This is a genomic window from Pseudohalocynthiibacter sp. F2068, from assembly GCF_023015645.1.
Classification (GTDB): domain Bacteria; phylum Pseudomonadota; class Alphaproteobacteria; order Rhodobacterales; family Rhodobacteraceae; genus Pseudohalocynthiibacter; species Pseudohalocynthiibacter aestuariivivens.
In genome coordinates, this window is record NZ_JALKAK010000025.1 from 1 (window position 1) to 23,165 (window position 23,165).

The 23,165-nt window shown below is 53.0% G+C and carries 20 protein-coding genes; 14 read left to right on the forward strand and 6 right to left on the reverse strand.

The window, feature by feature from the left end; translation table 11 throughout:
- The first annotated feature begins 112 nt into the window (after positions 1-112).
- From MWU63_RS19270 to MWU63_RS19290, 5 genes are all read left to right on the forward strand, one after another.
- On the forward strand, positions 113-997 hold the full coding sequence (locus tag MWU63_RS19270) for a hypothetical protein (RefSeq protein ID WP_247079606.1): 885 nt from the start codon (positions 113-115) through the stop codon (positions 995-997).
- An 87-nt stretch (positions 998-1,084) separates the two neighbouring features.
- Positions 1,085-1,642 carry a hypothetical protein gene (locus MWU63_RS19275; protein WP_247079608.1) on the forward strand — a complete coding sequence of 186 codons (558 nt, stop codon included), beginning with the start codon at positions 1,085-1,087 and terminating at the stop codon, positions 1,640-1,642.
- A gap of 118 nt (positions 1,643-1,760) precedes the next feature.
- Positions 1,761-3,497, forward strand: coding sequence for a type I secretion system permease/ATPase (locus tag MWU63_RS19280; protein WP_281496616.1), 1,737 nt, complete (start codon positions 1,761-1,763; stop codon positions 3,495-3,497).
- Positions 3,494-4,786, forward strand: coding sequence for an HlyD family type I secretion periplasmic adaptor subunit (locus tag MWU63_RS19285; RefSeq protein ID WP_247079612.1), 1,293 nt, complete (start codon positions 3,494-3,496; stop codon positions 4,784-4,786). The genes MWU63_RS19280 and MWU63_RS19285 overlap by 4 nt, the downstream gene beginning before the upstream one ends.
- 199 nt (positions 4,787-4,985) lie before the next feature.
- On the forward strand, positions 4,986-5,687 hold the full coding sequence (locus MWU63_RS19290; protein ID WP_213889855.1) for a tetratricopeptide repeat protein: 702 nt from the start codon (positions 4,986-4,988) through the stop codon (positions 5,685-5,687).
- Between the two features lie 716 nt (positions 5,688-6,403).
- Here the strand turns inward: MWU63_RS19290 and MWU63_RS19295 are convergent.
- Complete coding sequence (locus MWU63_RS19295) at positions 6,404-6,598, reverse strand: hypothetical protein (RefSeq protein WP_213889854.1); 195 nt, start codon at positions 6,596-6,598, stop codon at positions 6,404-6,406.
- Positions 6,599-6,831: 233 nt separating this feature from the next.
- Here MWU63_RS19295 and MWU63_RS19300 point away from each other — a divergent pair, with 233 nt between their 5' ends.
- Positions 6,832-7,233 (forward strand): integrase core domain-containing protein, encoded by a 402-nt coding sequence (locus tag MWU63_RS19300; RefSeq protein ID WP_348646256.1) that lies wholly within the window; start codon positions 6,832-6,834, stop codon positions 7,231-7,233.
- 135 nt (positions 7,234-7,368) lie between these two features.
- On the opposite strand, the gene MWU63_RS19305 is transcribed toward MWU63_RS19300, so the two are convergent.
- Complete coding sequence (locus MWU63_RS19305; protein ID WP_213889852.1) at positions 7,369-7,533, reverse strand: hypothetical protein; 165 nt, start codon at positions 7,531-7,533, stop codon at positions 7,369-7,371.
- 379 nt (positions 7,534-7,912) lie between these two features.
- Between MWU63_RS19305 and MWU63_RS19310 the strand changes: the two genes are divergently transcribed.
- Positions 7,913-9,208: a DUF4010 domain-containing protein gene (locus MWU63_RS19310; RefSeq protein ID WP_213889851.1), complete on the forward strand. Its 1,296-nt coding sequence runs from the start codon at positions 7,913-7,915 to the stop codon at positions 9,206-9,208.
- A 430-nt stretch (positions 9,209-9,638) separates the two neighbouring features.
- Positions 9,639-10,766, forward strand: coding sequence for a PQQ-dependent sugar dehydrogenase (locus MWU63_RS19315; protein WP_247079622.1), 1,128 nt, complete (start codon positions 9,639-9,641; stop codon positions 10,764-10,766).
- 105 nt (positions 10,767-10,871) lie between these two features.
- Here the strand turns inward: MWU63_RS19315 and MWU63_RS19320 are convergent, their stop codons facing one another.
- From MWU63_RS19320 to MWU63_RS19335, 4 genes are all read right to left on the reverse strand, one after another.
- A complete protein-coding gene (locus MWU63_RS19320; protein WP_213889849.1) occupies positions 10,872-11,174 on the reverse strand; it encodes a DUF6522 family protein in 303 nt (100 codons plus the stop codon).
- On the reverse strand, positions 11,171-11,404 hold the full coding sequence (locus MWU63_RS19325) for a hexameric tyrosine-coordinated heme protein (protein WP_213889842.1): 234 nt from the start codon (positions 11,402-11,404) through the stop codon (positions 11,171-11,173). The genes MWU63_RS19320 and MWU63_RS19325 overlap by 4 nt, the downstream gene beginning before the upstream one ends.
- A 236-nt stretch (positions 11,405-11,640) precedes the next feature.
- On the reverse strand, positions 11,641-12,501 hold the full coding sequence (locus MWU63_RS19330; protein WP_213889840.1) for a helix-hairpin-helix domain-containing protein: 861 nt from the start codon (positions 12,499-12,501) through the stop codon (positions 11,641-11,643).
- A 5-nt stretch (positions 12,502-12,506) separates the two neighbouring features.
- Positions 12,507-13,340, reverse strand: a complete 834-nt coding sequence (locus tag MWU63_RS19335) for a class II glutamine amidotransferase (RefSeq protein WP_213889839.1) — start codon at positions 13,338-13,340, stop codon at positions 12,507-12,509.
- A 124-nt stretch (positions 13,341-13,464) separates the two neighbouring features.
- On the opposite strand from MWU63_RS19335, the gene MWU63_RS19340 reads away from it, so the two are divergent.
- The 6 genes from MWU63_RS19340 (at position 13,465) to MWU63_RS19365 (ending at position 23,162) form a co-directional block, all read left to right on the forward strand.
- Positions 13,465-14,928: a hypothetical protein gene (locus tag MWU63_RS19340; RefSeq protein WP_213889837.1), complete on the forward strand. Its 1,464-nt coding sequence runs from the start codon at positions 13,465-13,467 to the stop codon at positions 14,926-14,928.
- Between the two features lie 276 nt (positions 14,929-15,204).
- Positions 15,205-17,913, forward strand: a complete 2,709-nt coding sequence (locus MWU63_RS19345; protein ID WP_247079624.1) for a cation-transporting P-type ATPase — start codon at positions 15,205-15,207, stop codon at positions 17,911-17,913.
- 392 nt (positions 17,914-18,305) lie between these two features.
- Positions 18,306-20,012 (forward strand): AMP-binding protein, encoded by a 1,707-nt coding sequence (locus tag MWU63_RS19350; RefSeq protein WP_213889833.1) that lies wholly within the window; start codon positions 18,306-18,308, stop codon positions 20,010-20,012.
- A gap of 3 nt (positions 20,013-20,015) precedes the next feature.
- On the forward strand, positions 20,016-21,080 hold the full coding sequence (gene pdhA, locus MWU63_RS19355) for a pyruvate dehydrogenase (acetyl-transferring) E1 component subunit alpha (protein WP_213889831.1): 1,065 nt from the start codon (positions 20,016-20,018) through the stop codon (positions 21,078-21,080).
- The gene (locus MWU63_RS19360) at positions 21,073-22,053 is read left to right on the forward strand and encodes an alpha-ketoacid dehydrogenase subunit beta (protein ID WP_213889829.1); all 981 of its coding nucleotides are present in this window, start codon (positions 21,073-21,075) and stop codon (positions 22,051-22,053) included. The genes pdhA and MWU63_RS19360 overlap by 8 nt, the downstream gene beginning before the upstream one ends.
- Positions 22,050-23,162, forward strand: a complete 1,113-nt coding sequence (locus MWU63_RS19365) for a dihydrolipoamide acetyltransferase family protein (protein ID WP_247079626.1) — start codon at positions 22,050-22,052, stop codon at positions 23,160-23,162. The genes MWU63_RS19360 and MWU63_RS19365 overlap by 4 nt, the downstream gene beginning before the upstream one ends.
- Positions 23,163-23,165 lie beyond the last annotated feature (3 nt).

The window sequence follows — 23,165 nt, forward strand, 5'->3', positions numbered from 1 at the left end:
GAGACGGGTCATCGAACCTATTTTGGCGATGTCTGGAGATTTTACGAAACGGGTTTCGCATATTCAAGGCTATGTAAATAAACATTAAAACCGTTATATAGGGGACTATCCGATGGCTATCACAAATATTCATGGGCTTTCAGAACAGCAATATCTTGCGATGAGGAATGCGCTTATCAAGCCACTTGAAAATACACCCCTTTTTAATGGTGATGGCGGCGACATCGTCTACATGGACGACGAAAACAACCCTACGTCAAATGCGGCTATCGGGTACGGTTGGGACTTACGCGTAAATACAGCCGTGACGACGATTAACAACCTCAATGCTGTTGGTATTTTTCTTTCTGCAGAGCAGATTGACGACCTCAACAACTACACCGGTCAAAACCCTACCGTAACGAGCGCACAGCTTCTTGCAAGCTGGTCAAATGTGACAATAACCGAAATGCAGGCAACTAACCTTTTGAACATAGCCTCCGTAGTCCGCGAGACCGCAATTTCTAACCACTTTGGAAGTCACGACATTCCATTTTCGGAAGAACGTGCTGCCATCTTTTCGCATGTCTATAACATAGGTGTCGGCGGTATAGGTGCTACCACAAGGTTAGTTAGGAGCAACCCCAACTCGCTGTTGGAAGAATTTGGGAGTGACACGATCTCCGCTGGCGCTGGTAACGACACCATTGTTTACGCGTCTGGCAACGATGTGATCGTAGGAAACAGTACCAAGAACACCGGTTTCGATACACTTGATCTGAGCCAGTATGCCGCCAATGAAGTAAGCTTCGCAGTTTCAGTACATGACGTCCTGATCACGACACCAGATGGGGTGATCGAACTTGACTACCAGGTCCGTAACGCACTGGGTGACGTGAATTCAAATATTGAACGCGTCATATTCTCTGACGGCTCACTTGATGAAGCCGGTATCACGGCTCGTGCTCTTGATGATCAATCCACTTCGGGTGACGATATCATCTCTGGCACGCTTTAAAACGATCTAATCATTGGCAGCGCCGGTGATGACACGATTATTGCTGGAGCTGGTGACGACACCATTTTTTACGCATCTGGCAACGATTTGATTGAAGGAAACAAAGACAACTATGGTTCAGATACACTGGACCTCGGTTCTTACGCTTCAGATCAGGTGAGTTTTAGGGTCTCAGTTCATGATGTGAGAATCTTCACGCCGGACGGAGAGATAGAGCTTGATTACCAGGTCCGTTATGAGTTCGGACACACCAGGTCCAATATAGAACGGATTGCCTTTTCCGATATTACGCTGGACGAAGCGGCGATCAAGGCTCGGGCATTGGGTGATCAGTCGACTGCCGGGGATGATATCATCGTTGGTACGGTTCAGACTGATACGATTTCGGGAGGTCTCGGTAACGACATTCTGAATGGCAATGGTGGCGCAGATATCTTTTTGTTCAATACCGGCGATGGCGTCGACACCATTACGGATTATAGTGATGCAGATGATGCGATCCAGTTCACAGGTATTCAGTTCATCGATCTGACGATTGTGCAAAATGGCAACGACGTGGATATCGCTTACGGCTCCGGCGATGTGGTGAAAGTTCTGAGCGCAAATGCTGCAGATTTTACAGAGGCGGAGCTTTTGTTCGCATAAAGCTTGAAGTGATACATTGAGTTGCACGCCGGAAACGGTGTGCAGCTTTTCTTTACCAATACAGCTTAAGTTTTTGTTTCAACCCAGTTTGTATCAATCATACAAAGCCGTAAATCTCTTGTTCTCACAATCACCCAAACTCCTTCAGCCGCACGATGATCTTCCTCAGGCTGCCCGTTCACACTGGCGCTCGATCCTTCTGATTGGCTTGTTCAGCGTGTTTGTCAATTTGCTCATGCTGACGGGCCCGCTTTTCATGCTGCAGGTTTATGACCGGGTTTTGGCGAGCCGGTCTGAGGCGACGCTGGTTGCGCTGTTTGTTCTTGTCGTTGGCCTTTACGGCGCGATGGGGGTTTTGGATTTTGTGCGCGGTCGCATTGGGGCACGCATTGGTGCAAAACTTCAGACAGATCTTGATGCCCGTGTGTTTACCGCCGCTCTCAAGGCCCCTCCGGGCGCAATAAAGCAGGCGATCACCGGTCTTTCCGACCTTGAAGCCGTGCGCCGCTTCTGCACCTCTTCCGTTGCTTTTGCGGCTTTCGACCTTCTGTTCACCCCCTTGTTTCTGGGGGCGATTTTTATGTTTCACCCCCTGCTGGGCTGGCTCTCTGTTGGTGGTGGCGTGACGATGGTTGCGATTACACTTACAAACCAGCTTGCAAGTCGTAAACGGGGAGACGAAGCCAATCAAACGGCTGCGGGGTCTGCCCGGCTTGCCGAACAAATCCGCACCCAACCGGATACTATCCGCAGTCTTGGAATGACCAAAGCGGCGATTGCCAAGTGGGATGTTCAGCGGGGCACAGCCCTTAGGTCTGAAATGGCTTTGAGTGACCGGAATGGCGGCTTCGGGTCGCTGACCAAATCGCTCCGGTTTCTCCTGCAATCCGCGATGCTTGGGCTTGGAGCCTGGCTCGTTATTCAGGGGGAACTGACAGCAGGCGCGATGATTGCCGGCTCCATCCTGCTCGGTCGCACACTTGCGCCTGTTGAGCAGCTTATTGGCGGTTGGGCTGTTGTTGGAAGGGCGCATAGCGGATGGAAATTTTTGAGAGAGCTTTTGGAGGCAGTTCCACAGGAAAACCCTAAAACCGCGCTGTCACGCCCCAAAGCGCATATCAACGTTGAACAGGTCACTGTCATTCCCCCGGGTGAAAAACTGCCTGCCCTGCGGCAGGTCACCTTTGATATTGAAGCCGGGCAAGCCCTCGGCGTTGTCGGAGAAAGCGCTTCTGGAAAATCGTCTGTTGCGCGTGTTCTGACGGGGCTTTGGCTGCCGGTCGCGGGGTCGGTACGGCTCGATGGTGCCACGCTTGATCAATACGAGGAAACCGCGCTTGCAAGCTATGTCGGCTACCTGCCGCAAGAGATTGCACTGTTTGACGGAACGGTTGCGGACAATATCGCGCGGATGCAACCCGACGCCGACCCAAAGGCAATCATCCGGGCGGCAAAGAAAGCGGGCGCACATGAGATGATCTTGGGCTTGCCTGCTGGTTATGACACGCCGATCAGGGCCGTTCAGACAAAACTGTCAGGTGGCCAGAAACAGCGTATCGGCCTTGCCCGCGCCATGTTTGGCGACCCTGAGGTTCTGATTTTGGATGAGCCTAATGCCAATCTTGATGCCAAAGGCTCTGACACGGTGAACACCGCGATTCGGCAGATGAAGGCGGACAAAAAGATAGTCATTGTCATGGCGCATCGACCGTCGGCAATCAAAGAGTGTGATACCATCCTTATGTTGAAAGAGGGGCGTGTGGCCGACTTTGGTCCGCGCGACGAAGTGCTGCGAAAGAACGTACGCAACCACGCGCAGATCGCACCAGCGCCAGCACCGAAGGTGGTGCAATGAAGACGGGCTGGAGAACAACCCGATTGTCCCTGTTGGGGATAGCAACAGTCCTCGCTCTGTTTCTGGGTATCGGTGTTTGGGGCACGCAGACAACGCTTGCTGGTGCGGTGATTGCACCGGGTCAGATTGTTGTCGAGGCACGTCGACAGGTCGTGCAGCACCCGGACGGTGGGGTGGTGCGCGAAATCCTCGCGCGGGACGGCGACCTTGTGAAAGCAGGCGTTGCATTGTTGCGCCTTGATGATGTCGCTGCGCGTTCTGAACGGGTAATTGTGCAGGGGCAGCTTGCGGAACTGCGCGCCCGTGCAATGCGCCTACAGGCCGAACGGGACGGGCGTGAGACGGTCGTTTTTGGCCAGATTCTCGCGGTTCCGTTTGAAGACGAAATCGATGTGGCGGCGATCATCCGCGGACAGGGAAACCTGTTTGAAGCGCGGCAGACCTCGCAGAAGGAAGCGGCGCAATCTTTCAGGGAACAGCAAGCACAGATCGAGAATGAAATTCTCGGGCAAGATGCGCAGGTAAAATCGCTCGAGGATCAGCTTGTTCTGATTGAAAGCGAGCTCGCGGATCAACAGAGCCTTCTTGAAAAAGGGCTGACACAAGCGTCGCGTGTGCTGTCGCTCAGGCGGGAAAGGGCAAGGCTTGAGGGTCAGCGCGGCGAAACGTCGGCCACGATCGCGCGAAACAAGGGGCGCATTGCACAGATCGACATCGAGATTTTGCGCCTCGCTTCCGCGCGCCGTGAGGAAGCCGTTACAGAATTGCGTGATGTCCTGATCCGGGAAGCCGAGCTTAGAGAACGTGAAAACAGCCTGACGGAAACCCTGTCCCGGCTGGACCTGCGCGCGCCGATGGATGGCATGGTGCACGGGATGCAGATTCATGCCCTGAATGCGGTTATCAGGCCTGCTGATCCAGTGCTTTACATCGTGCCGCAAACACAGGAAATGGTCATATCGGCGCGTGTTGACGCACAACACGTAGATTCAGTTCATATAGGGCAGGACGCAGTACTTCGCTTTTCGGCATTCGAGGCGCGAACGACGCCGGAGTTGCTTGGAGTCGTTCAGCAACTTTCGTCAGATGTCCTGTCGGATGAGCGAACAGGACAGCAATACTACACTGCAGACCTCATTCCCAAACCCGGTGAAACTGAACGGCTGAATGGCCTGATCCTGATCCCCGGCATGCCTGTTGAGGCATTCATACAAACGGGAGAACGCTCACCCCTCAGCTACCTCCTGAAACCCTTCACGGATTATTTCTCAAAAGCGTTCAGGGAATAAAGATACCTTTTAAACCTGTAGAATCTGGCTCTGACCTCGGCAGGCAATTTGTGATACTGGAATGTCGCTGTATTGTAGGGAAAGCTTCCAGGGGATGCCTCTGGAATGACCCGGGCCACTTTGGTAGGGCTGATCACAAGTTTTTGTTGAAAACCGAAACGAAACTTCAGATAGTCCGGCAGTTTTTAGGAGAAACTTTTTGCGTTCCTTATTGAAAATTTGTGCGTGGGTTTTGGTTCTATCACCCTCTGTGGCAATCGGACAGAATTACCAAGCTGGCGCAGAAGCATACCAAGCCGGCGACTACCAGGCAGCCCTGGAGCAATGGCGACCATTGGCAGAGCAAGGAGATGCGCGCGCTCAGTTTAACCTTGGTGCAATGCACGAGCTTGGTACAGGCGTGTCCCGAGACATGGAAGAGGCTTTCAATTGGTATTCGTTGGCGGCTGAACAGGGTGATATAAGAGCGCAGTTCAACCTTGGTGTATTGTATTCTGCGGGCAATGGTGTTCCCGAAGATGATACCGAAGCTGTCCGGTTGTTTCTTTTGGTAGCGGAGCAGGGTTACGCGAGAGGGCAGAATAACCTTGGTGTAATGTACGACCACGGAGATGGTGTTCCAGAGGATGATGTCGAAGCTGTAAGGTGGTTCCGGCTGGCGGCGGAACAAGGATACGCAACAGCCCAGTTCAACCTTGGTGGAATGTACGAAAAGGGTGAAGGTTTGCCAAATGACTACGTGTCGGCCCATATGTGGTACAGCGTCGCGATTGCGAATGGACATACAATCGGTCTAACGGAGCGCGATAGGATAAAAACTGAGATGACACTTGTAGATATTTCCGAGGCTCAAAGGCGCGCAGGTGTTTGCCTTGAGTCTGACTTTAATGACTGCGACTAAGATCAAAACCGTGGAATCATTTATCGCTGCGGCGGCTCTACGAGGTTGAGCCTAAACCTTTCTGTGAAACGAACAGCAATCACCAAGTCATGTAAATAGAACGCGGTCGCGACGATCCCCGGTACTGAACCAGCATTCCACGCGAATTGGATTCGTCCTGCGTGTTTCGTAAGCCATTCGAAAATCTCAGCTTGTTGATTGCCTTAGAAAGAGCATCAGGACGCTATGTGGTCGCTCTGATTATTTCACAAAACGGTTCTTCGAATTTTTCCTGCGTTGCGCGTAGGTATCACTTCGCGTTTCGACATTTGAAAATGGAAAATCAAAGACTCGCGTTGTTCGAAGGCAGAGCACTCCGTAGTGTAACCCATTGATATATTTAGGCGCACAAGTGCCTCAAGAGAAACTATGTTTTGTAAATTTATAAAGTTAGGTGATTTCTGGTAGTGCAGGCAGTCCGTGGCTAACCCGTCTCGGTCTTACTTTCCCTGATTTACAGGGAATTTACAGGGAAAATCGTTCCTTTTCGGACATAATCGGCGATTTCGATGCCGATATCCCGCGTGATATCAATGCGTTCCGGATAATTTCCCTGCTTCAATTAACAGGGAATATTTTTCGACCTATCAGGGAAAGAACTCGCGTGTATCAGGGATACTCAGCGCATGAACAGGGTAGGGCGTGTCGGTGCCAGATCTAGCGGAACCGCGGCATGCTCACCTCTGCAGAATCTCGTCTTCGTCAGTATCGTCAGGCAATTCTGCCCATAACAGCGTCACGGCGTGGCCGTTGGTGCCGACGCGGGTTTGCTCGTAGATCTCCAGATCTGCTTGATCGGTCCAGGTGATCGAAGAGGTTTCGGCGAATTCTGTGAAGCCGCGTTTCGCATTCGAGATTGCGCGATGGGCCATGCTTAACTCAGGCAAGCGATTTCCGCGCTTCAGTGTGATCCAGGGGAACTCGCCGTCACGCAGCCAGTATCGACCCGTCCGTTTGTGGACCAGATTGCGCAGAGAGGTTCTTCGCGGATCTCGATCATTCGCCTGAAGCAGGCTTGAAGGCTGACATCAATAGTGTCTCGCATCCGTTACGCGTCGCGCAGACTCGGATCCGAAGGCAAGACCGGTTCAATGAGGCTCTGTGTGTGACAGTGCGGCCCAAGATGAACGCGAACGATGTTCTGGACACACTTCATCCGCTGCTCATGAAACACGGCAAGCCTGAGTTCATTCGCTCCGACAACGGCCCCGAATTTATCGCAGGTGCCCTGCAGGACTGGCTGAAAAAGGTCCATATCCAACCGATGCAAATCTATCCGGGCAGCCCTTGGGAGAACGGCTACAACGAGCGGTTCAACGGAACATTAAGACGGGAAGTCCTGAATGCCGAGTGGTTCCACAGCACTAGGCAAGCCCAGGTCGCCATCAATGTTTGGCTCAGGCAATACAACCGGATAAGACCACATCACGCATTGAACATGCGCCCGCCAGTGCTTGAAACCTTATTAGAGAAAACGAAAATTACTGGTACTGAAATTGGGGGCTAGACANGTGGTTCCACAGCACTAGGCAAGCCCAGGTCGCCATCAATGTTTGGCTCAGGCAATACAACCGGATAAGACCACATCACGCATTGAACATGCGCCCGCCAGTGCTCGAAACCTTATTAGAGAAAACGAAAATTACTGGTACTGAAATTGGGGGCTAGACATCCATATTGCATCGTGGCCCTCATCAACGCCAAACAACATTCCATCCGCAGCAACATCTGCGTCGTGGATGAAAGACAGCCCGTCACCAACCGACCATTCCTCAATGCTCGCCTGTGCAAGAAGGGGGGAAATCATGGGTCTGCCGTGTTGCAGCAAATGTCCGCTAATGAAATGCTTGGTGGGTTAACTCTGACTGAAGCACACATAAACACCGGGCGGGTGTGGTGAACGTATTGCGTGATCTGAGTCACGATCTGTACACCGCTGCACCGTGGGGAAATTCGTTGGTCCAACGCATTCTACTACGGTTGCTCGTTTAGAGTCTTGGCGTGTCGCGGCGATGTTTTAGCCCGAATTCCGGTTCTCATTCTGGGCGGCGCGTTGGCCGATTGGCTCGTCGTGCGTTTTGTGTTCTGGTTTCGACGTACAGCGACACTACTGGAAAATCATACGCCTTCAGAACTCGAACACCACAAGAATTGCAGCATAGGGAAACAACAGCTAGGGTCGCTGGATGGAAACAGACCCGGAAGCATTCTACGCATTGATCGAAGCCCTCGGGATTGGACTCCTGATCGGGATTGAACGCGAACGCAGCACTCATACGCCAAGCGAGGGTGCATCGACAGGTGTTCGCACTTTCGCTTTGGCATCACTGATTGGTGCAATCAGTATGATGACGGGCGGTGTACCGCTGTTGATGGTCGCTGTTGCTGTAGTTGCGATCGCTCGGATCGTATCAGTTGCTCAACAGACCGATCCAAACATTGGCCTTACGACCAGTCTGGCGCTCGTATCAGTCGTACTTCTGGGAGCCTTGGCAACGGAAACTACAATGCTTGCGGCTGGCGTCGCTGTCGTCATCGCGTCTTTGCTTGCCGCGCGCGAAATGCTGCGCGGGTTCAGCCGGTCGGTTCTGACGGCAGTCGAGTTGCGTGACGGCCTCATCCTTGGCGTTTCGATCCTGGTGATCCTACCAATCCTGCCAAACCTTGAGATCGGTCCCGGCGGAGCGCTCAATCCGCGCGCCCTCTTCATCATCGTTGTTGTCATCATGCTGATCAGCGCAGCAGGTCATATTGCAACGCGTGTCATCGGGGCGCGCCTCGGATTGCCGGTCAGTGGGTTTTTGTCTGGCTTTGTGTCGAGCACTTCAACAATTCTGGCGCTTGGTCAACGCGCCACTGAAAAGCCGGAAGACGCACAAAGCGCCGCAGCAGGGGCGACACTTTCCTCCGTGTCTTCACTTGTTCAGATCGGGATTATCCTGCTGGCACTGAGTCCTGCCATGTTTACAGTGGGACTTCCCCTACTATTTGCCGCGGGCCTCGCAGCCGCACTGCACGGGGCTGCGATATTCTTCTTGGCGTTGCGCCGCAAAGTGGAGCCAGCAGTACTGGAGCTGCCATCGCAGGTCTTTTCGATTAAAGGGGCACTCAGTTTCGCGCTCGTCGTTGCGGTTGTCATGTTGATCTCTGCAACGCTTAATGACGTGTTCGGGAACACAGCCGTACTCGCGACCGTCGCGCTCGCCGGGCTGGTTAGCACAAACTCCGCAACGGTCGCTCTTGCTTCGCTCGTAGCGGCCGGGCAAATCTCGGCCGTAGATGGAGCGCTGCCGCTGGCAGCCGCGCTGAGTACAAACACCATCGCTCGACTCCTGATCGCATGGCGCGGAAAGAACGTCACTTTCAGAAGAACCGTTGCATTTGGCCTCGTGCTTCAGTTCGCAGCGATTTGGTTCTCCTGGTGGCTGGCTGAAATTCTTCGGGAATGGTTTGCTGATTGGTCCGCGATCATTTCTCAATAGATGCGCCAAAGTGCGGCTCCGAAAGTCAGTCGTCTTGCATGACTCAATATGCGTTCTCTGGGGAACCGCGATCATTCACAAACCCGAGTAACACAGTTCTCGTAGCGGTCGTTGGCATAGATGCAGCGAAGACATACTTGTCCGCATCCCAGACATAAGAGTGAAACGCAGCGAATGGCCGCTTTGCGCCTTTGGTGCAATGGAACGCGCAGGCTTGAAGTCTTTGGGTCCTTCCTCGGCCTTTTCAACATGCGGGTAATTCGCACCCCATGCCGAGCAGGTGTTTTGAATTTCAGAAGGGTTGAGGATGGCGTTGTTGTTGTTGATTAAAGGACAGCGATTCTGGTCTTGCAAAGATTGGTTCAAATTCGTCTGACAGCACGCCCGGGAATGGTTTAGTCTTACAAAGACCAAATGCTGGCTTCAGCGCATGATCAATTTACGGGGGGTGCTGCTTATGCTGCGTAGTGTGTTGCTTGTTCTTGTTCTGTCAAATGCGCAACCAGTCACTGCGCAGGAAGTCGTCACAACAGATGCTGGGCCGGCCAGGATTTCTCAGGTTGTCGGGGATCTAGATACACCCTGGGCCTTTGGGTTCTTGCCCGGTGGAGCAATGTTAGTGACCGAACGTCCAGGCCGTTTGTTGTACATCGCTGCAGACGGATCCCGGCACGAAATTGTTGGGTTGCCAGAAATCGCGGCCAGAGGTCAGGGCGGTTTGCTGGACCTGCTGATCCCACTCGACTTTAGCCGTAACCGGGAAATATTCCTGACCTTTTCTGAACCGCACGGCCGGACCGTTGGAACCGCTGTACTTCGGGCACGTCTGAGTGATGACAACAGGCATCTGCGCAATACCTCCACTATTTTCAGGATGTCTGAGTTTTCGGATTTAGAACGTCATTTTGGATCGCGCCTCGCAGAAGCACCCGACCGGACATTGTTTGTCACAATAGGCGAGCGGGGTGATCGACCTTCAGCGCAGGACTTGCAAAGGCACAATGGTTCAATTGTGCATATTACCAGAGACGGTGGTCCGGCCCCGGGCAACCCGGATCTGGGTGCTGATACGCTTCCTGAAATTTGGTCGTTCGGACACCGAAATCCGCAGGGGCTGGCATTTGATCTGAACGGTCAACTGTGGGCAATTGAACACGGTGCACGTGGCGGAGACGAGTTGAACCGTATCCGAAAAGGCGCGAATTATGGCTGGCCTGTTATCGCCTATGGCCGCCATTATTCGGGCCTTCCTATTGGTGAAGGTACGCACAAACCCGGTATGGAACAGCCGGAATTTTACTGGGACCCATCTATCGCGCCTTCGGGAATGACTTTCTATTCCGGCAGGCTCTGGCCGGAATGGCGTGGGGATTTGTTTGTCGGGTCTCTTAAGTTTGATTATATTTCCCGCCTTGAGGGATCCCCGCTACGTGAAGCAGAACAAATTCAAACACCTCAGGCCGGTAGAGTTCGTGATGTTAGGGAAGCTCCGGACGGCAGCCTTTTCTTTCTGAGCGTTGATACCGGTGCTTTGTATCGGATAACGCCCGCACAATAGGCCTTGCGTCGGGTTTGTCGGAGGAAACTGGTTTAAGAGGGGCAGGGTGGTCGTCTAGTTACTGACCATGAACGGTTCAATTAATCTGACAACCCTGTGAAGACGTCATTCGGCGGCACCGTCTCTGCCGTGTTGCCGGGTCTGAGATTGCGTACTGCGCACAAAATCGATCTGTGCGGGTTCAACCATTTCTCCCGCCGCATCCACAGTCAGGCGCAGTACGCGATTTCCATACAGAAAGTTCAGCCTCGTGCGTCCGGCATCCTCACCTTCGCCGGTCTCACAGCGCGTGGTGATTGTGCCCGCTTGCATCAAGTCGCGCAATCGCTGCTCATCCAGGCCAAAGCCTTCGGCTACCAGCGCGGCCTGCACAGTGACCTGTTCATCGCCAATACTGACTGCACTCATTTTGCCACGCGCCAATGGTTGTTGGCGATTGCGATGGTGGCAAAATGTGTGGCTACAACCTGTGAAACTGCAATGAGCGCACCTGCATCTGCCCCGTAATCCTTTCGCAGCTTGTCACGTACTTCAGCATCGGGTTGGGTCTTTTTCACCGCGATTCGAGCGAGTTTTACCGCGAGATCATAGCCTTCGGTTGGGGTGGGCACGATGAGACTGGGAAGCCAATTATCCATAGGTTTTCTCCTTTGTTGTCAAATTGGCAGATTCTTCGAGCGTTGTCAGTACGCGTGCCGGGATTGTCAGAGCAAACCGGCTTGAGGAGGGCAGGGTGGTTGTCTAGTTTTCGACCATGACCCAAAAATACCCCTTTCGATTCTTCACGAACAGCCCGTACATCATCCACCTGGAGGTGCCAAACTGTCATACTAAATCATTATATTTACAAGTAATCGCAATCGAACTCAGCTGCTTAAACCTTGTATAATTCAGCACACTCTTTTTCTCGCCCACGTACCACTCGAAAGCCAGACAACGGGCCATGACGTTCTGTTACAACAGTGCATTGTTGTTCAGGTGCATTGGTTTTTTGGAAGAACATCACAACCCAGTCTTTCGTACGGTTAAGCTTGTGCGCAAGCGGTGTGTTCGAGAACAGAACAGTGAAATGCCAGTCTTCGCGATCAGTATGTAGGATCGGAATTCTGGCAGTACCTGTCGGATTGAAGCGTCTTGGTGTGATCAGTGGCATGTCCCCAATAATCGCGCGTTCCCTATACTCGCGATCCACATCAAGCAATGTTGCGACGGATGGTATTGGTGAAGATGTTTTGGGCCGTCTTCTCGACAGCATTTGAGACAGCGAATGTCGTATCGCACTTAGTCTGCGCGAACCAACGCCTTGAACTTTTGCAAGCCTGCCATCATATGCGGCCGCCTCCAAAGCCTCTAGCGTTTCAATCTGCAGTTCATCATGGATGGCCTCTGCCAGCTTTGGGCCAATCATGGGTACTGTTTGAAACAAGGCTTCCGGGTCGAACGAGCCGCGAAGCCGCTCGACAAGAGATAAGGTTCCTGTCTCGCACAACTCCTGAACCGCCGACGCAATTGAGCTTCCGATATTTGGCAAAGCCACAAGTGCTTTAACTCCACCAAGCTCCAGCGTGTCTGCTACTGGTCTTGGAAGAGATGCAAGGTATTCAGCTGCTTCCCGGTATGCCTTGACGCGGAACATGCTTGCGTGTTGCTGTTCGAGAAGGTCAGCGACTTCGTTCAGCTTTTCTGCAACGAACGTATTTTCGGGCTCAAAAGCAGTATTTGATTTTTGTTCCATTGCCATCAGCTCCGAACTTTTGGTTGGAGCAATTTTTCAATCGAAAGTCTGTAGTCGTCCTTTGCTTCAAAGACGACGCCGTTTGGAACCTCTTTCCACGGCTCGCCATGTGTGACGGGTTCAGATGCTATCTCGATCGCTTGATAGGTGTTGGTCGCACTGTGATGGACATGTGATTTTCCGCAGATCGGGCAGATGAAAACCTTATCCCGATGCAAGAAATACAACGATCTGTTGTATCTGGACCCGATAAGGTGTTTTCCGTCCGTCAGTACGATGTTAAGTCCAACCCGCGCCTTCGGGTCGATTTCAGCCGACCATTTGATTATCTGGTTGAGGCCCTTACGAACGGTTTGAAACAAACCATCCTCAGGGTGTTTTAAAAAGAGGCTCAGAAGATATCGGAATACATGCTCACTGTCTGTCGTGCCTTGGATTTCCGATCTGTGCAGGGGGTCCATGTTTTCAAGCATCTTGAAACGCATCTGGTCAAAGTTTGGAACCGTACCGTTGTGGGCAAAGATCCATCGACCATGATGAAACGGGTGGGTGTTTTCGATGCTAATCCCACCAACTGTGGCACGGCGTACATGAGCGACAACGGTGTGGGCATAAACGCGCGCTGCTTTCTTTATGAAATGTTCACCGTGATAGGCTGCCCATATTTGTTTTTCTATCATGGGAACACCGTCTGGGTAGTCTGCAACTCCCCACCCGTGGCTATGCGCATAGCCACTTAAGTCGCTCTTGCTTTGTTCCATCAGAGCATTCTGTGATTTAACCAGTCCGCATTCAACGCGTGTCGGTTCATTGGCGTGCATTGCATAGAGACGGCACATAACCCAGCCCTCTTGTTTGCTCTATATCTCTCTTAATACTGATGCGTCCGTCATGATTTATGTCAGTTTCATTTGCGAATTCGTGCTTAAACTGCGGCTAAAGTTGGTTTTGGGTGCTATTTGAATGATGAGGAAGACAGATAAGCACGCAGAGACCCTTCATGCGGGAATGCGCTTTTCAGCTGATGAAAAAGCTAAGATTGCGCATTTGGCCAAGCGACTGTCACAGGACGAACCTGCGCTTCTCACCTCGTTGGACTTTGGTGAACGCGTTCAACAAGGGGTGGGCGACGGTCCATCTTTGATCATTGGTGATCAGGCTGAAATTGCGCTTCTTAGCAACGCGGTGCAATCGAGGTTTGATTACCGGATGGCGATGTTAGCGGAGCGAGGAGATATTGTGCTCGTTCGGCAGCGAGAACCTGAATTTGAAAGATATATGACCGAGTACTTGGCGCAAGTGGACATCAATTTCCTAGAAGCTGCGAAACGGGATTTTAGGCCTGTCGCCACTCAGTGTCGCACCTCTGCCGCCATTCACGATCAGCTTGTCAGGCAGATGGAAAGTGGGAATGACCTAACACTTCTGCCGTATCTTACGACCGGAAATATCTGGCGCCTGGCCCAGAGTCTGGGAGAGGCACGTGGCCAGATCGCCTATGTCAACGGACCTTCACCGCGTTTAGCGCGGCGCGTAAATGACAAGCTTTGGTTCGCAAACCTTGCACGCAGTATTATCGGGAGCGAGGCAACACCCCCGACATTGGCGGCCTTTGGGCCTGCGGGTGCTGCGGGGTTGGTTGTGCGGTTGGCACGGCGGTCTTCGCATGTTGTTGTCAAGGTTCCGGACAGCGCGGGATCTGCCGGTAACATCAAACTTGATAGTGCAAATTTGGCAGAACTTTCAATGAATGATGTGCGCCGTTTCCTTCAGGAACGCCTTCAGGACACCGGATGGCAGGGGCGCTATCCGATTTTGGTAGGCGTTTGGGAAGACGATGTAAATTGCAGCCCTTCGGTGCAATTGTGGGTTCCGCAACTCAAATCGGGCCCTCCAATTAGAGAGGCAATCTTTGAACAAAAGGTGCAAGGTGCTGAGGGGACATTCGTTGGCGCGGTCAAATCGACACTGCCCATGGAACTTCAAGAAAAACTCACCCACGAAGCAGTGAAAATCGCTGCTGTTCTGCAGCGAATTGGATATTTTGGGCGGTGTAGTCTGGATGCCGTCATTTCTTCGCCCAACGGAGGTGCCACGAGTATTCATTGGATAGAATGCAATGGTCGTTGGGGTGGTGTTTCAATTCCAATGACGGCTGGGGTTCGACTGATGAATGGTAAGCTGCCAGAAGGTCTGGTTGTTGTTCAGGAAAAGCGACCTGACCTGCCAGCGCTATCAACATCGCAATCAATTTCGCGTCTGGCGGGCCTGCTGTTTCACCGTTACGAGAACCATTCGGGCATTGTGCTTTTGTCTCCATCCGAGGCGAACATTGGCAGGTCCATAAACTTTATGGCGACCGCGCCGTCTCAAGCTGAAGCTGACGTCCTGAGTGAAGAGGCAGTACAACGCTTGCGAAAACTTTAATGCTCACTTCCGACACAGACCACTGTAAAATATCTCGCTATCGAGCGGTCACTGAGGCGGTCAGTAAATTAGGTTATTCTGGTTTGATTCATCTGGAAAGTTCAACTCACGGCTTTCGTATGGTGCAGGTCAGTTAGCAATGAGTACACGAAAACGCCGCCAGATGCCATGAAGGTCAGATGCCAGCAACTCAAAATAACAGCAATCAGATAGGCTATCATTGAAAAGCTGATCTGATCCTGTATCCCTTGGGTAGTACGCTCAAGGGGTTCGACAGTGTCGATTGATGTTGCAGTTCGGTCAAATCTTTATTCCCGCAGTTGCAACGAAGCTCTCGTTGTTCTGGATGTCGACAGAACATACGGTCTAACAGCCCAACAGGTCGCTGAACGTCAGAAAACCTATGGGAAAAACCTGATCCAGCAACGTAAAAACCGTGCAATCTTGTCGCTTTTTGCTGAACAGTTTCGCGGCGTGATCGTCTGGTTGCTCAGTGCGGCCGCTTTGCTTTCCTTTGCCGTTGGAGAGATTCCCGAAGGTGTTGCGATTGTTTGTGTGTTGGTGATCAACACGGTGATCGGTTTTGTCACCAGCTGGAAGGCGGTCCGCTCAATGGAAGCGCTTTATCGCATGATTCCGGTAACTGCCCGGGTCAGGCGCGAAGGGCTATCCGAATTGATACCCATACGCGAACTGACACCTGGAGATATCGTTTTGCTGGAAGGTGGCGATATCGTTCCGGCCGGACTACGCTTGCTGGAGGCGGCAAATCTGTATTGCGACGAGTCGACCCTGACCGGAGAGTCCGCTCCGGTGCAAAAAACAACTGAAGCTCTGCCCGTTGATACCTTTTTGGCCGATCGAACAAATGTGGCTTTCAAGGGCGTAGCGGTTGTTCGGGGTGCGGGGGTTGGTGTCGTTTCAAACATTGGCGGGGAAACCGAGCTTGGCCGGATTTCAGAACTGTTACAAGATGCCAAGGCCAAGTCGCATCCGTTGGAAAAACGACTGGATAAACTTGGGGAGGCCCTCGTCGGGATCACTTTTGTGCTGTCCTTTCTGATTGCCCTTGCTGGTTACTTGCGGGGCTTTGGTCTTGTGGAAATGGTCGAAACAGCTATCGCCCTTGTGGTTGCCGCCGTACCCGAAGGACTACCGGTTGTCGCTACCCTGGCGCTGGCCCGTGGCATGTTTCGGATGGCGCGAAGAAACACATTAATAGCACGGCTCTCTGCCGTTGAAACCTTGGGCGCCACTACAATCATCCTGACCGATAAAACCGGCACGTTGACAGAAAACCGTATGACGGTGTCCGGTTTTCTGCTCGACGGGCGAGATATCAAAGTTGGGAGTGGATTAAATAAAACAAGTGTGGCGGAAGATCAGGTTCTGCGACGGGCACTTGAAATTGGAGCGCTCTGCAACACGGCCGAAATGACAAGTGCCGGAATTGTGGGGGAAGCAGCCGGTGTTGGTGATCCGATGGAGCTTGCCTTGCTTGATGTGGCGCATTCTGCAGGTGTCCAGCCAGATCTTGACCCGGATGACCGACCAGAAATATCGATGCACGCCTTTGATTCTTCTCACAACATGATGGCAACGGTCCACAGGGCTGAGGACGGATACTTCACCGCCGTCAAAGGTGCCCCCGAAGCGGTTTTGAAACACGTTGACCGAGTATTGACAGACGGAGATATCGTTGAGGTTACCGACAGTGACCGTGCGAACTGGCTGGCACGAGTCGAGGCTTCGGCGCGCAAGGGTTACCGGCTGATAGGCCTTGCATGCAAATATCATCAGGCAATGGACGAGGCGCCTTACGATTCACTGACCCTCGTTGGGTTCGTGTGTCTTCTTGATCCACTACGCAAGGACGTCGCAGCCGCGGTGGCGCAAAGTCAGGGGGCGGGCGTGCGTGTGGTAATGATGACAGGCGACCATATTGCCACCGCGACTGAAATTGCGACCCAGGCGGGTCTGGCGGATGATGGCCGCATCGTTGCCCTGACAGAACTTGATTTGCAACAATTGGGCACTGATGATTCACAGGACGATCTCCGCGACAAACTCCTAAAGGCCGATGTGTTTGCACGCGTTTCACCCGAGTCCAAGCTGAAGCTTGTTGAATTCTATCAGGATGCCGGTCACGTCGTTGCAATGACAGGAGATGGGGTCAACGATGCGCCTGCGCTGAAAAAGGCGGATATCGGGATCGCTATGGGGCAGCGCGGTACGCAGGTTGCCCGTGACGCAGCGGACATGGTGCTTAAAGACGACGCCTTTAATTCAATTATTGCAGCAATGCAGCAGGGGCGCGTCATCTTTGGCAACATAAGACGTTTTGTGGTTTACCTGATGTCCTGTAATTTCAGTGAAATAATGGTTGTTGGGATCGCAATTCTTGCAGGGCTTGCCGCCCCGATTACGCCCTTGCAGATATTGTTTCTCAATATCGTGACGGATGTGTTTCCGGCTTTTGCACTGGGCCTTGGCGAAGGTGATGGGAACGTTATGAAACAACCGCCACGCGATCCGGCAAAACCGATCATCGATAGATCACGATGGATGGATATCTTTGTGTTCGGAGGTATCATTACGGTGACGACCCTGAGCGTCTATTGGATGGCGCTTGGTTATTTTGAGATGTTGCAAGAAGATGCAACGACTGTCGCATTCCTGACTTTGGCACTGGCGCAGCTTTGGCATGTCTTCAATATGCGCGAACCCGAAGAGCCGGTTTTCGTAAACAGCGTGGTGAAAAACCCTTATGTCTGGGCCGCAATATCGTTTTGCATCTTTCTGTTGGCGGCTGCCTTTTACATCCCTGTCCTGTCGGATGTATTAAATTTGAGGCCCCTTAGTATATCGCAACTTGTGCTGTCTGTCGGGGCCAGCCTTATACCTTTGCTACTCGGGCAAATATGGGTTGTGATCAGGGGAAATGCCAAGCGCATAGTCAAGGGCGAACCCATTCCGGTGCCTTGACGTGTCGGATGGTTGCAACGGGCCGGGTCGCGTTCGCATATTGTGATCCACGTCCACGCGGTAGACGACGCCATCAGGAAACGCTTATCAATTCTCAGAGTTGGCCACATGTCCGGGCCGGGTCTGCTGCAGCGTTCATCTTCTCGGGGGTTGTTTTCACGATACCACAGAGCTTTGAAGAAGGGACATGCCTGTACTTTCTATCTTTAGCGTTAACAAATTCGCAGACGGTTGCGCAGGCTGAACTACAATTCAGCGCCTTACGGAACCGCATTGACCTACGTCATTGTGACAAAGCTGAAACGCGTATTTGATTAAGCAGCGGGAATAGACACTTTTTTATAATGTTTTGTGCTCCGGTTCATTCAGGAGCGCCCGGTTCAGGAGGTGAAATGTCGTTAGCTGGTAAAAGTTTGCGATCTGCCTATAGCTATGCTCATGGAGTGTCCGACATTCCTCTAGCGGGTCTGACCATCGGTAATCTGCTACAGGAAACTGCAGCCAAATACCCAGAAACCGAGGCGATCGTCGTTCCTTATCAGAACGTACGCTGGACATACCACGACCTCGATCTGCGGGCAGACGAGATGGCTGCTGGGCTGCTTGCGCTGGGCCTTGAGCCGGGTGACCGGGTCGGGGTTTGGGCACCCAATATGGCTGAGTGGGTGGTTTTGCAGTTTGCCACGGCTAGAGCCGGGATGATCTTGGTGAATGTAAATCCGGCTTACCGGCTTTCAGAACTGAAGTTCGCGTTAAACCAGGTGGAAGCAAAGGCTCTGATCACTGTTCCAAGCTTAAAAACCAGTGATTATCTTGCGATGCTGACAGAACTGATGCCGGAAATGGCAAAGGCCACGCCGGGTCAGTTACACGCCGAAAAAATACCGAGCCTTCGTTGGGTTATTACTTTGGGCAATGTTTCAACGCTGGGCACAAAAAGCTACGAAAGCGTGATGAAAGGCGCAACGGTTGCGGCACGGCAACGGGTACAGGACCTGGCAACCCAGTTGCAGTTTGATGACCCGATCAACATCCAGTTCACTAGTGGTACTACTGGCAGGCCCAAGGCGGCGACCCTTACGCACCATAATATCGTCAACAATGCTTATTTTGCCGGTTTGCAGATGAAACTGACGGATGCGGACCGTATGTGTATCCCGGTGCCCATGTACCATTGTTTTGGCATGGTCTTGGGCACACTTTGCTGCGCGGCGCATGGCGCGACGATGGTGTTTGCTTCAGCCGGATTTGATGCCGTCGCAGCGATGGACGTGGTGGAAACAGAGCGATGCACAGTGTTCCACGGGGTGCCGACGATGTTTATCGCAGCGCTTGATTCACCGGGTTTCCAGGATCGTGACCTTTCCAGTCTGCGCACGGGTATTATCGCTGGTGCACCTTGTCCTGCTGAGTTGATGAAACGGATAATGAATGAAATGCACATGACCCAGATTACCATTGCATATGGCATGACTGAAACCGGCCCGATCAGCACCCAGACATCTGTCGATGATCCGGTCAAGCGCCGGGTCGAGACGGTTGGGCGTGTATTGCCACATACAGAAATCAAGGTTGTTGATCCCGAGGGTCGCATAACCCCGCGAGGCACCGCGGGCGAGCTTTTGACCCGCGGTTATTGTGTGATGCCGAAATACTGGGATGACCCCGAAAAAACCGCCAAGGCGATAGACGAAGCGCGCTGGATTGCCAGCGGAGACATCGCCATTGTTGACGATGAGGGATATTTCCAGATTGTCGGACGGATCAAAGATATGCTTATCCGTGGTGGTGAAAACATATTTCCCCGAGAGATAGAGGATTTTCTATACACTCATCCCGCCGTCGAACAGGTCGAGGTGATCGGTGCCCCGGATGAAAAATACGGTGAGGAAGTCTGCGCCTGGATCAAGCTGCGCCAGGGTCACACATGCAGCGAAGAGGAAGTTCGCGAGTTCTGCAAAGGGAAGATCGCGCACTTCAAGATACCACGATATGTCCGCTTCGTGGAAAGTTACCCGATGACAATTACCGGCAAAGTACAGAAATTTGTCATGCGCGAACAGATGGCAAAGGAACTGGCCAGCGAAAAAGGGGGTTAAGCTATGCCCAAACGTGCTGACCATTTCAAAATTAATTGCAGTGCCTTTCTTGATGCATCGGGAAACCCAATTGGTGAACTGCCGGAATTTGCGAATAGTCGCGAGACACTGACAGAACTTTATTCCGCAATGGTCAGAACCCGCACTTTTGACGCCAAAGCGATTGCCCTGCAACGCACCGGGCGGTTAGGGACATATGCGTCCAGCCTCGGTCAGGAGGCCATTGCGATTGGTGTCGCCAGTGCGATGACCGACAATGATGTTTTCCTTCCCTCGTTTCGGGAACACGGGGCGCAATTGTGGCGAGGTGTTTCTCTGGAAGAGCTTTTTCTTTTCTGGGGCGGCGATGAACGCGGCAATGATTTCGCACAGGCAAGGCAAGACTTCCCTGTGTGTATTCCTGTGGCTTCACAATTCCCGCACGCAGCAGGCGTGGCCCTGGCAATTGTCCAAAAGGGCGAACCCGGCGTTGCCGTTGCCATCGCCGGGGATGGCGCGACTTCGAAAGGGGATTTCTACGAAGCAATGAATGTTGTCGGTGCCTGGAAATTGCCTGCGGTATTTGTGATCAACAACAACCAATGGGCCATTTCTGTCCCCCGTGAGGAACAGACAGCGGCAACAACGCTTGCGCAGAAAGCTTTTGCAGCGGGGATTCCGGGTGAACAGGTTGACGGCAACGATGTAATTGCTGTTCGCGACACGGTAGTGCGCGCTTTGACGTGCGCGCGCGAAGGCAAGGGCGGAACGTTGATTGAATGTCTGAGCTATCGGCTTAGCGATCACACAACAGCCGATGACGCAAGCCGCTACCGCGAAGACGAAGTCGTCAGCGCCCATTGGAAAGCGGAACCCCTTGTTCGTTTGCGTGCCTTCCTGATCGCTGAACATGGCTGGTCGAAGTCCGAGGAGGAAAACCTTATTCACGCTTGCGGTAAAGAGGTTGAGGCAGCTGCGGAAAACTATCTTGCGACCCCACCAGAGCCAGCACGCGCCATGTTCGAAAATCTGTTTGCGGAGATCACTACAGATATTTCAGCTTTAGCCAGGGAGTTGAACAATGGCTGAGTTGACAATGATCGAAGCAATTCGGGCCGCCTTGTTCCGTGCGCTTACAGACGACCCGGATGTGATTATTTTCGGCGAAGACGTCGGTATCGATGGTGGCGTTTTCCGGGCAACTGACGGGTTGATCCAACGCTTTGGTGCGTCGCGGGTGCGTGACACACCGCTCTCCGAGACCTTGATAGCAGGCATGGCAGTCGGGGCGGCAGCGCATGGGTTGCGACCAGTGGCGGAAATTCAGTTTATGGGGTTCATTTACCCGGTTCTGGATCAACTGGCCAATCACGCCAGCCGTTTGCGCAACCGCACACGCGGACGCCTGACATGCCCGATGGTTCTGCGCGCACCCTTTGGTGGTGGGATCAAGGCACCCGAACATCACTCTGAAAGCACGGAAGCAATGCTGGCGCATATTCCAGGACTTCGGGTTGTTGTTCCAAGTTCGCCGCCCCGTGCTTACGGGTTATTGCTTGCGGCGATCCGCGATCCTGATCCTGTCGTGTTTCTTGAACCCAAGCGACTCTACCGCTCAACAAGTGAGGAGGTGGAGGACGACGGTGAAGCCTTACCGCTCGACAAGGCCTTTGTGCTGCGGGAAGGCGAGGATGTAACGATTGTCACCTGGGGTGCAATGGTTGCCGAAGCCACCGAAGCTGCGCAGCAACTGGCGGAAACTGGTGTTTCGGTTGAGCTGGTTGACCTTGCCACACTGAAACCGATCGATCGGGCCACAATCCGTTCTTCGGTCGAAAAGACGGGCCGGTGCGTGGTTGTCCATGAAGCGCCTCTGACAGCAGGTCTTGGGGCAGAAATCGCAGCCGATTTGGCGGAACATTGCCTGACCAGCCTGCTTGCACCGATCCGGCGGGTAACAGGATATGATACGGTTATGCCCTACCTGAGGCTTGAGCGTCACTATTTGCCAAACACCGCGCGCATTGTTGAAGCTGTTGGTGGCGTGATGGAGTTTGCATGACTGTCTTTTCCCTTCCAGATCTCGGCGAGGGCTTGCAGAGCGCCGAAATTGTTGCCTGGCAAGTGTCGGTCGGCGATCATGTGATAGCAGACCAGCCTTTGGTTTCAGTTGAAACCGACAAGGCGGTGGTGGAAATCCCGGCCCCGTTTTCGGGGACGGTCAAAGCACTTTTGGTCAAGGCCGGTGACATCGTAGCCACGGATGCCCCGCTGGTTGAAATCACGACGGGCAAGGCAGAAGATTCAGGCGCAATTGTCGGGGATTTGGTTTCGGGGAAAAAAGCTGCAGCCAAAGCCATGGCGCAGGCCCCTTCGAAAACCGCGACAGATGGTTCGCAGACTGCGGTAAAGGCCACCCCTGCAGTTCGCAAACTCGCACGGGAAGAAGGCGTTGATCTGTCGGTCGTCGCAGGCAGCGGGCCGGATGGTGCAATTCTTTCTGCTGACGTTCTTTCTGCGACTTCCGGACTGGCACGTGGCGAAGAACTGCGGGGTGTGCGCCGCGCAATGGCCATGGTGATGACCAACGCGCACGCAAACGCAGTTCCTGCAACGGTCACTGATCACGCCGATATTCACAATTGGTTGCCGGGAGAAGTGCCGACACTCCGTCTGGTGCAGGCTATTGCTGCAGCATGTAAAGCGGAACCGGCCCTCAATGCGTGGTTTGATGGAACGCGGCGTCAGTTACACAATCATGTCGACCTTGCCCTAGCGGTCGACACAGCGGATGGGCTTTTTACGCCGGTGCTTAGGGCAGTCGAAGCTGGCGAAGATATCCCGGAAAAAATTGCGGCGCTCAGGGCTGCGATTGAAACCCGCTCAATTTCACCTCGGCAAATGAAAGGTGCGACGATCACATTGTCAAATTTCGGTATGATTGGCGGTGAACATGCAGTTTTGGTTGTTGTCCCGCCGCAGGTGGCAATCCTTGGGGCAGGGCGGATCACGGATGCAATTGTCGTTGCTGAGGGAGCTCCCGCAGTACGGCGTCTGCTACCTTTGTCGCTGACTTTTGATCACCGCGTCGTAACCGGGGGCGAAGCCGCGCGCTTTCTGGCTGCCCTTCGCGCGCATCTTGAACAACCGAACATGACGAGAAAGGAATGACCC